This is a genomic window from Geminicoccus sp. (assembly GCF_035556675.1).
Classification (GTDB): Bacteria; Pseudomonadota; Alphaproteobacteria; order Geminicoccales; family Geminicoccaceae; genus Geminicoccus.
The window spans coordinates 1-8,766 of the sequence record NZ_DATMFZ010000257.1 but is presented as its reverse complement, the minus strand read 5'-3'; the positions used below and the strand labels follow the sequence as shown (position 1 = coordinate 8,766).

6 protein-coding genes and 1 pseudogene are annotated in these 8,766 nt (G+C 69.2%); 3 read left to right on the top strand and 4 right to left on the bottom strand.

What is annotated here, in order from left to right; genetic code table 11:
- The 4 genes and pseudogenes from VNS22_RS17970 to VNS22_RS17955 all read right to left on the bottom strand — a co-directional run.
- Nucleotides 1-345, bottom strand: a pseudogene (locus VNS22_RS17970) (N-methylproline demethylase); the annotation flags it as partial.
- Between the two features lie 265 nt (nt 346-610).
- Nucleotides 611-2,518 carry a TfuA-like protein gene (locus tag VNS22_RS17965; protein ID WP_325734817.1) on the bottom strand — a complete coding sequence of 636 codons (1,908 nt, stop codon included), beginning with the start codon at nt 2,516-2,518 and terminating at the stop codon, nt 611-613.
- Between the two features lie 8 nt (nt 2,519-2,526).
- Complete coding sequence (locus VNS22_RS17960) at nt 2,527-3,633, bottom strand: YcaO-like family protein (RefSeq protein WP_325734815.1); 1,107 nt, start codon at nt 3,631-3,633, stop codon at nt 2,527-2,529.
- Nucleotides 3,623-3,976 carry a hypothetical protein gene (locus VNS22_RS17955; protein ID WP_325734813.1) on the bottom strand — a complete coding sequence of 118 codons (354 nt, stop codon included), beginning with the start codon at nt 3,974-3,976 and terminating at the stop codon, nt 3,623-3,625. The genes VNS22_RS17960 and VNS22_RS17955 overlap by 11 nt, the downstream gene beginning before the upstream one ends.
- 168 nt (nt 3,977-4,144) lie before the next feature.
- Between VNS22_RS17955 and VNS22_RS17950 the strand changes: the two genes are divergently transcribed.
- From VNS22_RS17950 to VNS22_RS17940, 3 genes are all read left to right on the top strand, one after another.
- A complete protein-coding gene (locus VNS22_RS17950; RefSeq protein WP_325734811.1) occupies nt 4,145-5,932 on the top strand; it encodes an adenylate/guanylate cyclase domain-containing protein in 1,788 nt (595 codons plus the stop codon).
- A complete protein-coding gene (locus VNS22_RS17945; protein WP_325734810.1) occupies nt 5,929-6,711 on the top strand; it encodes a Crp/Fnr family transcriptional regulator in 783 nt (260 codons plus the stop codon). Before VNS22_RS17950 ends, VNS22_RS17945 begins: the two co-directional genes overlap by 4 nt.
- 165 nt (nt 6,712-6,876) lie before the next feature.
- The gene (locus VNS22_RS17940) at nt 6,877-8,190 is read left to right on the top strand and encodes an MFS transporter (RefSeq protein WP_325734808.1); all 1,314 of its coding nucleotides are present in this window, start codon (nt 6,877-6,879) and stop codon (nt 8,188-8,190) included.
- Nucleotides 8,191-8,766 lie beyond the last annotated feature (576 nt).

The window sequence follows — 8,766 nt, the reverse complement described above, 5'->3', positions numbered from 1 at the left end:
GTCCCAGCGGGTCCGCCTGCCCATATGGGTGATCTGGCAGAAGATCTTGGCGCCGTGCCGGTGCACGCGCTCGCTGAACTCCTGGAGGAACGGGATGACCTTGTCCTCGCCGATGTCTAGCTGGTTCCAGAGTGCGGCCGGGCTGTCCGGCGCCACCGAGGAGGAGCCACCCACCGAGGTCAGCCCGATCCCGCCCTTGGCCTTTTCCTCGTGGTAGAGCTGGTAGCGCAGCTGCGGCATGCCGTCCTTGCCGTAGGAGGGGGCATGCGAGGTGCTCATCACGCGGTTGCGGATCGTGCAGTTGCGGATGGTCAAGGGCTGGAACAGCGCGTCGGTCGACGCCATCGCGAAGGATCCCCTGAAGGCGCCCCACGCGCGGACCGCATGGGGCGCAGGCCGGATGGGCGTTCGAGGATCGATCGTGGCGACGGGGGCGGCCGGGCGTCAAGCCCGGGAGCGGCATCGTGTGCCGCCTGAGAAAAAGCCGGCCACCGAGCTACGGGGGGACTGATCGCTCGGCGGCCGGATCTCGAAGAATCACGTGCGAGGGAGGCACGAGAACCACGTATGCCCTACCGGGCCGTCGGTCTGTGACATTGATCACATGACGTCAGGCCGTGCCAGGACCGAGCGCTGCGTCCAGAAAGCGCACCCAGCCCTCCCCGCCCTCGCGCACCAGGCGCAGGCGCTGGTAGGTTGGGCGCAGGCGCTGCCAGGCGCCGGCGATGCGCGGCCAGACCAGCGAAAGGCCGGAGCGTGCCGGGTCCGGCTGCGCCAGGCCTTGGGCATCGAATCCGCGGATCGAGCGCTGGTGCACCACGGTCGCGGCCAGCTGCTCCTTCAGGAACCGGACCGCCGACTGGAGGCGCCGGTCGTCGCAGATGGCGGCAAGCCGATCCGCCACATCGCCGACATCGACCAGTTCGCCGTTGCGGAAGGTGCGGGCCAGCATGCGCTGGCCATCGATCGCCTTGCCGTTCTTTTCCAGGAGCGGGACCAGCGCATCGCCAAGGGCACCCACGGCGCGGGCCAGGTCGCCGGCCGGGTCGGGGTCGAGCAGGGCGATGTCCACGTCCCCCTGGCGGCGCCTGCCATGGTCGGCCACGTAGCTGTCCACGATCAGCCGCCCGAGCGCCTCGGGCTCCGGCACCGTCGTGCCCAGCCCCTGGAGGATCGCGTCATAGGCCCAGCCCTCGTCGGGCACCACCTGCTGGGAGGCAACGATCCAGTCCGCGAACGGCGCGCATTCGACCAGGCATTCGGCGCTGGCCATCATGCAGGCATCGAAGCCCAGGAGCGCCAGGCGGCGGTCGGTGTCCAGCCCGGCGGTGGCAAAGGCCCGCCCGAGTTCGTCCAGCTCGATCCAGCCGCCCTCGGTGTCGTCGCCCAGCACCGACAGGCCGCGGCCATGGCCCCACATGACCAGGGCGCGCCGGTCGGCCGGCAGCGCCACCAGGCTCCATTCCAGGAAGCCCGTGAGCGTCGCGGGATCGCCGGAGTTGCGCGGCCCGAAAGGTGCTATCTCGACGGGTGCCCGCAGTTCGCCCTCCGCCTTCGGCCCGAGCAGGAACCGGCCGGACACCGAGCAGGCCGGCACGTGCACCTGACCGGCCACATGCACCTTGGGGCTGGCACCGGTGCTGCGCAGTTCGTCGATGTCGCCGCCCACGTCGGCAGCGAGGTCGTTATCGGCGCCGACATAGAGCGCCAGTGCCCAGGGCCGCCGGTCCGGCGCGGTGAGCGGGGGACGGTCGAACCAGCTGGGCATGGGCTCCTCCGTGGGGCGATCGATGGGGTTGCCGCCGGGCAGGGTCAGGCGCGCCGCACGCCACGGCAAGGTTTCCTCGAACGCGACGCCGCCCATCCGCGCCGGCAGGCCCCGCGCCTGAAGTGCCACGACCTCGTCCACGAGCAGCAGCGCGTCGGCGGTCTTCACCGATACCCAGCGTTGCGCGCACAGTTCCTGGATCACCTCTGCGCGCGCCGGGCCGAGCAGCGTCCGGGCTTCTGCCACCAGCCGGGCGCGGCTGCGCTCGGGGAACCAGATCCGGTGCATCGCCTCGATGAGCAGCACCGCCTCGTGGACGGCGATCTCGCCCCGGGCGCTGGCGGCATCGAGCGTGGCACGAATGTCGACCAGGGCATCGCTGCCGGGGGCGAATCCGGTCTCGGCCGGACCGTGCACCACCGCGACCTCGTCGTCGGCGACCAGCAAGTCCGAGTGGAAGTCGGCATAGACCCGGCCCAGCCCTATCATGCCCAGGCTGTCCAGCTCGGCGGCGCGCAGCGCCCCCATGCTGGCGGCGCCGAGCACGGTGGCGCCCGTGTCCAGCACTGCCAGGATCTCCTGGTGCCAGGGCGCGGGGACGTCGCCGAACCGGCCGTCGATCAGCCCCAGGATCCGGAAGCCGGCTTCGGCCGCGCGCCACAGATCGCCCAGCGCTGCAGGCGGGCGCAGCTCGACCCCGTCCGGCAGCGGCGGCGTCACCCCATGCAGGCTCGGTCCGGCGAAGATCACTGCGCGGTTCAGTGGACAGGCTCCCGCAGGGCCGGCGCCATCAGCTTGACCACGGCGACCGGTGCCGGTCCGGCCGGGAGGTCCACGGCCCGCACCGGCCCCATCCCGGCGCGCCGCAGCGCCCCGAGCACCGCCGCCACGTCGTCGGCCAGGCTGTCGTGAGGACCCAGTGCGCCGGCAGCGGGCAGCGGGAGGAGGTCCCGGCCCTCGCGCAGGATGCGACGCTGCCGCTGGACACGGTCCGGGTCGAGGGGTGCGTAGCGGTCCCAGCCCGTATCGTCGCGTGCTCCGGAGATATGGGTCAGACGGGCCTGCAGCGCCTCGGTCACCGCCCGCAGCCAGGCCACCACCGGATCGGGATGGCAGCCCGAGCCGTGCGCCCAGCCGCGGGCATCGTCACCCAGCTCGGTCGCGTCCATGACGTGGCAGAGGAACACCGGCAGGTCCACGCAGGCCGGCAGGCGCCAGACTGCGTGGAGCACGTGGGCCTCATCGAGCAGCCGGATCAGCCGCCTGGCCTGGCTGTCATGGACGCTGTCCGGGTCGATCCTCGGCAGCCCGCCCGCGATCTGGCCGGTCGCGCCCGCCCGCGCCAGCGCGTCGCGCTCGACCAGTTCGCACAGGCCGTGCAGCAGCGCCTCGTCACGACAGTTGCCGCCTGCCAGGCCATTCGAGGTCCCGCACGGCCGCGGCCGCGTCGCCACCCGCGCATCCAGGGAGACCGCGGCCCAAGGAACCCGGCCGGGCTGGCCGCCGAGCAGGTCATGGGCCGTGACCATGGGCTCGCCCGCCCAACCCTGCAGTTCGGGCTCCAGGCGCTCGGCACTCCACAGCTCGATCGCCTCGACGATCGCCGACACCTTGGCCAGCACCGGGTCGAGCCCCTTGCCCTGGGCCACGGACAGCGAGCGGGTACGGGGCCGGACCGCCGACCATACCGGCACGCCCACCCGGTCCAGACCGGTCAGGTCGGCCAGCCGGGTGATGCCATAGGCGGGCAAATGCGGGAGGAGATCAGCCAGGGTCGCCTCCGGCAGGCGGGTCCGGTGGCTGCCCGTCCACCAGCGCTTGGCTGATGGTAGCTGCTCGAACGAAGAGAGCGCCTCAGTCGTCACCGAACCGGCCGGGCGCGAACTTGTCCTTGCCGCCCCGCGCGCTGCTGGGATCGGCCACGAGGGAATCGATCTTGAACTTGTCCTTGCCGCCGCGCGGACTGGTCGGGTCGGCCTCGAACTCCATGCCGTCCTCGGTGAGGATCGCATTCTTGAGCCGGTGGATCGGTGCTGCAGCATTGAGCGCGTCGATTGCCCGATCGCCCATGGCGGAGCCAGACTGCTGGTCGGGCGGCAGGCGGTAGTTCGCCAGTTCATCCAGGGGGATGAAGTAGGTGACATCCTGCTCATCCCGGATCAGGATCCCGGCCCTATTTCCGGAAGCAACTCCTGCCGTGCTCGTCATCTGTTCAGCCCTGCGCTACACCGGCCAGAAATCGATTGCATACACACGCCGCACCGGCTGATGCTCAAGCTACCCTTGGTGAAAGCCTGGATCTGTGATTTTTCTCACGATGTAGTCGGGTTGATCACCCGGCCCGAAGCGCCGCCCTCGAGCAAAACGTACAAGAACGTGTCGCCCGCCATCGAATCGACGCCCGGAGAGTTCAGTATCGGCCCGCTGCGTGACGAGGCTGGCCCCGCGCGCCGTGAGGCCGTGCTGCTGCACGCCGACGTCGAGAACTATACCGGCCGGATGGGCCACGACGAGACCGGCACCTTCCGCGCCCTCAAGCGCTCCTTCGCGATCTTCGAGGACGAGGTTCAGCGCCAGGGGGGCCGCATCGTCAATCTGGCGGCGGACAGCGTCCTGGCAGAGTTCCCGACCTGCCGCCATGCCGCCCGCTGCGCTGCCCGCATCCAGACCGAGCTGGCAGGCGGCGAGCAGACCCTGCGCTACCGAATCGGCCTGCACCGCGGCGCGGTGCTGGTGGACGGCGACGGGATCTGGGGCGACGCGGTCAACCTGACGGCGCGGATCCAGGAGCAAGCGGCACCCGGCACGATCTGCGCATCCGACGGCTTCGTGCTGACCCTGGAGCCCGGCGACGGGCTGGAACCGGTCGATCTCGGCGAAATCCGGCTCAAGAACATCGTGCGGCCGGTGCGGCTGTGGCGGCTCCGGTGGCCGGGCGAGCCGGACGAGCCGGGCGAGACCACCAGCCCGTTCGGCCGCATCCACCTGCCGGGCATCCCGTCCATCGTGGTGCTGCCGTTCAGCCTGCGCGGCGAGGCCAGCCAGTATGCCTACCTCGCCGAGGGCATGACCGAGGACGTCATCACCGACCTGTCGCGCTTCCGCGAGCTGTTCGTGATCGGCCGGACCACCTCCTTCGCCCTGCGCAGCCGTGGCGGCGACTTCCAGCAGATCGGCCGGGCGCTGGGCGTGCGCTACATCCTGGAGGGTGTGGTCATGCTGCTGGGCGACCATTTCCGCCTGAACGCCAACCTGGTCGAGGTCGAGACCGGCTTCGTTGCCTGGTCCAGGCGCTACAGCGGCGGCTTCACCGAGTTGGCCGACGTCCAGGACGAGCTGACCCGGCAGATCGTCGGGCATCTGGTGGGCGGCCTCGTGCGCCACGAGGAGCGCCAGGCGCTGGGCCGCGGCACCAGCAGCCTGGAGGCCTACCATCTGGTCCTGCGCGGCCGCTACGAGATGAACCGCTACGACCCGGCCGGCAATGCGCGGGCGCGCAGCCTGTTCCAGCAGGCGATCGACCTGGACCGCAACTTCGCCCGCGCCTGGAGCAACCTGTCGCGTGCCTACAATCACGAGTGGCGCTACCGCTGGAGCGACGCGCCCGACCGCTCGATGGACCTGGCCCAGATCTGCGCCGAGCACGCGATCGGGCTGGATCCGAGCGATGCGCGCGCCCATGGCGAGCTCGGCTGGGTCCAGCTCTATCGCGGCGAGCTCGACCGGGCGCTCGCCACCTACGAAACCGCGCTGCGCCACAATCCCAACGACAGCGAGATCCTTTCCCAGCTCGCCATCGTCCACTCCTATGCCGGCAGGACCCAGGAGGCCGAGGCCCTGCTGGAGCGCGCGATCCAGCTGGAGCCGGACACGCCCGACATCCTGTTCTGGCGCCTGGGCGACGTGTATTTCCAGAAGGGTGACTATCGGCGGGTCATCCAGGTCGTCCAGAAGATGCGCGATCCCGGGGAAGGTGCACGGTTGCTGGCCTCATCCTATGCTCATCTCGACATGCTGGACGAGGCGTCCCGCTGGCGCGACGAGGTCCTGCGCCGTCAGCCCGGCTTCACGGTGAGCGGCTGGATGGATACCCAGCCCGATGCGCTGGAGGACGACAAGGAGCGCTTCCGCATCGGTCTGCTCCGCGCGGGTCTGCCGCCATGAACGCTTCCGATGGCATGCTGCCCCCCTGCGCGGTCGACCGTACGGACGAGCCGGACACCCGGACGCTGCAGCGGCACCCGCGCAGCGCGGAGATCCTGCCCGTGCTGGCGAAGTGCCGCTGGTTCCGCCGGCTGGACGAGGCGGGCCTGCGCCACGTCCTGCAGGAAGGCAGCCTCGTCACCCTGCCCAAGAACCGCATGCTGTTCCGCACCGGCGACCACAGCAGCGAGGTCTACATCCTGATCTCCGGGCGAATCGCCATCAGCACCACCGGGTTCACCGGGCGCGAGATCGGCTTTCGCCACTACGAGCCTGGTGACGGGTTCGGCGAGCTGGCCGCCCTGGACGGCAAGCCGCGCTCGGCGAATGCCAAGGCGATGCAGCCGACCCGGCTGCTGCGCATCTCCGCCGCGGGCTTCCACCGCCTGGTGACGGCCCATCCGAGCGTGGCCGAGGAGGTGCTGAAGTCCCTGGCGCGGCTGGTCCGGGCCCTGAGCGACCGGGTCGCGGAGAACGGGGCGAAGGCGTCGGTACGGATCATCGGCGGCATCGTCCGCCTGGCCGAGGCGGCGGCCGAGCGGCCGGACGCAGTGCGGGTCCAGATCGTGCCGGCCCCCACCGACGAGGAGCTGGCATCCCGCTGCGACAGCCATCGCGAGGCGGTCAACCGCGTGGTCAACGAGCTCAAGCGGCGGGGTCTCCTCAGCCGGTCGCGCGCCGCCATGATCGTGCTGGACCTGCCGGCCCTGCGCCGCCGCCTGGAGGAAGTGCGCGGCTGAAGGCGCGGCATCGAAGCCACCCGCCGCCATTTCCGCACGGTCGGGGCTGGTATCGGCTCGAAGCCGGTCCTATGGACCTGCACCATCGACCAGACTTGCCGGCGGCCTTGCCGGTGCGGTTCATGCTGCCGGTCCAGCCCCTGGGCCCCTTTCGGACGAATCTTGATGCACTCCCGCAACGTTCAGCCGGTCGTCGACAACCCGCGCCGCGTGCTCACCGCGAGCCTGGTGGGTACCACGATCGAGTTCTTCGACTTCTACATCTACGCCACCGCCGCAGTGCTGGTGTTTCCTCATCTGTTCTTCCCCACCAGCGATCCCACCTCCGCGATCCTGCAGTCGTTCGCCACCTTCTCGATCGCCTTCTTCGCCCGGCCGATCGGTGCGGCCCTGTTCGGCCATTTCGGCGATCGGGTCGGCCGCAAGGCGACGCTGGTGGCGGCCCTCATGACCATGGGGGTGTCGACCATCCTGATCGGCCTGCTGCCGACCTACGACTCGATCGGGGTCGCGGCACCGTTGCTCCTGGCCCTGTGCCGGCTGGGCCAGGGGCTGGGGCTGGGCGGCGAATGGGGCGGGGCAGTGCTGCTCGCCACGGAGAACGCCCCGCCCGGCCGGCGCACCTGGTACGGCATGTTCCCGCAGCTGGGCGCCCCCATCGGCTTCCTGCTCTCCGCCAGCCTGTTCCTCCTGCTGACCGAGACCATGACCGATGAGAGCTTCTTCGCCTGGGGCTGGCGGCTGCCCTTCCTGCTCAGCGCCATCCTGGTGGGGGTGGGCCTCTATGTCCGGCTGAAGATCTCCGAGACCCCGGCCTTCCGCCGGGCAATCGAGAAGCAGGAGCGGGTGGCGGTCCCGGTCATGTCCGTGCTGCGCGAGCAGAAGCTGAACGTCTTGATCGGCACGGCCGCGGCGCTCGCCACCTTCGTGCTGTTCTATCTGATGACGGTGTTCTCGCTGAGCTGGGGCACCACGGCGCTGGGCTACACGCGCGTCGAGTTCCTGATCTACCAGATGACCGGCGTCCTGTTCTTCGGCCTGACCATCCCGCTGGCGGCGTGGCTGTCCGACCGGTTCGGCCGCCGGCTGGTGCTGGGCCTGGTCACCGCCGTGATCGGCCTGTTCGGCCTGGTCATGTCCAGCCTGTTCCAGCCGGGCGAGCCCGCCTCCGCTCTCCTGTTCTGCATCCTGGGCCTGGCCCTGATGGGCATGACCTATGGCCCGCTGGGTGCTGCCCTGGCCGACCCCTTCCCCACCGCGGTCCGCTACACCGGCGCCTCGCTCGCCTTCAACCTGGCCGGCATCTTCGGCGCCTCGCTGGCCCCCTATGTCGCGACCTGGCTGGCCTCCAGCTATGGGCTCAGCCATGTCGGCTACTACCTGGCCGGCTCCGCCGTGCTCAGCCTCGTAGCCCTGGCCTGCATCCACGAGGACCGGCCAGCCGGTCGGCCCGAGGAGGCTGCAGCCCGGGCAGCCTGATCGCTCTTGATAGCGCCGGTCGCCATCCGGCTGCCGGCGCTGCGCGTCTTCACGCCGTCCTGGGGGAAAAACCCGAGAACCGCTTCTGGACGCTGTTAAAAAGGCAGGCAGCGGAGCTTGGCAGCCCCGACCGCAATCAGTGGAATATCAGTAGATCAGACGCCATCGGACCGATGATTTTATGATGTCCGCGACAAATACCAGGCACTGATAAGATAAATTTCTATTCTCAGAATTGTTGTTAAATTATTCTTGCCATCAAATTTCATTTAATTCATCGGTGGTTTATTAAAATCACAACATCATTTTCGGCTTCATATCGAGATAAAGATCTTCGTTTTGGCATGGATACGACGTATATTTTACCTGTGCAGTCAATCAAGCTCGACTGAGCGATGGCCAGTCATCTCCTAGGAGCAGCAAAGCTGGCCATCCGTGTGTCGGCCGATGCTCATCGGGAGGGGCCCATGTTCGCGCGTCCATACTGTCCTCTTTCCCTCGGCTTCGTCGTCCTCATCTGGGCTGTGGCTGCGAATGCGGCCGGGCCAGCCACCAAGGAGGTTGATGTCAACGGCA

Bases quoted from the DNA above. Each gene is read 5' to 3' on its own strand.
- VNS22_RS17945 (WP_325734810.1), top strand. From the start codon at position 5,929: ATGAACGCTTCCGATGGCATGCTGCCCCCCTGCGCGGTCGACCGTACG.
- VNS22_RS17955 (WP_325734813.1), bottom strand. From the start codon at position 3,976: ATGACGAGCACGGCAGGAGTTGCTTCCGGAAATAGGGCCGGGATCCTG.
- VNS22_RS17940 (WP_325734808.1), top strand. From the start codon at position 6,877: ATGCACTCCCGCAACGTTCAGCCGGTCGTCGACAACCCGCGCCGCGTG.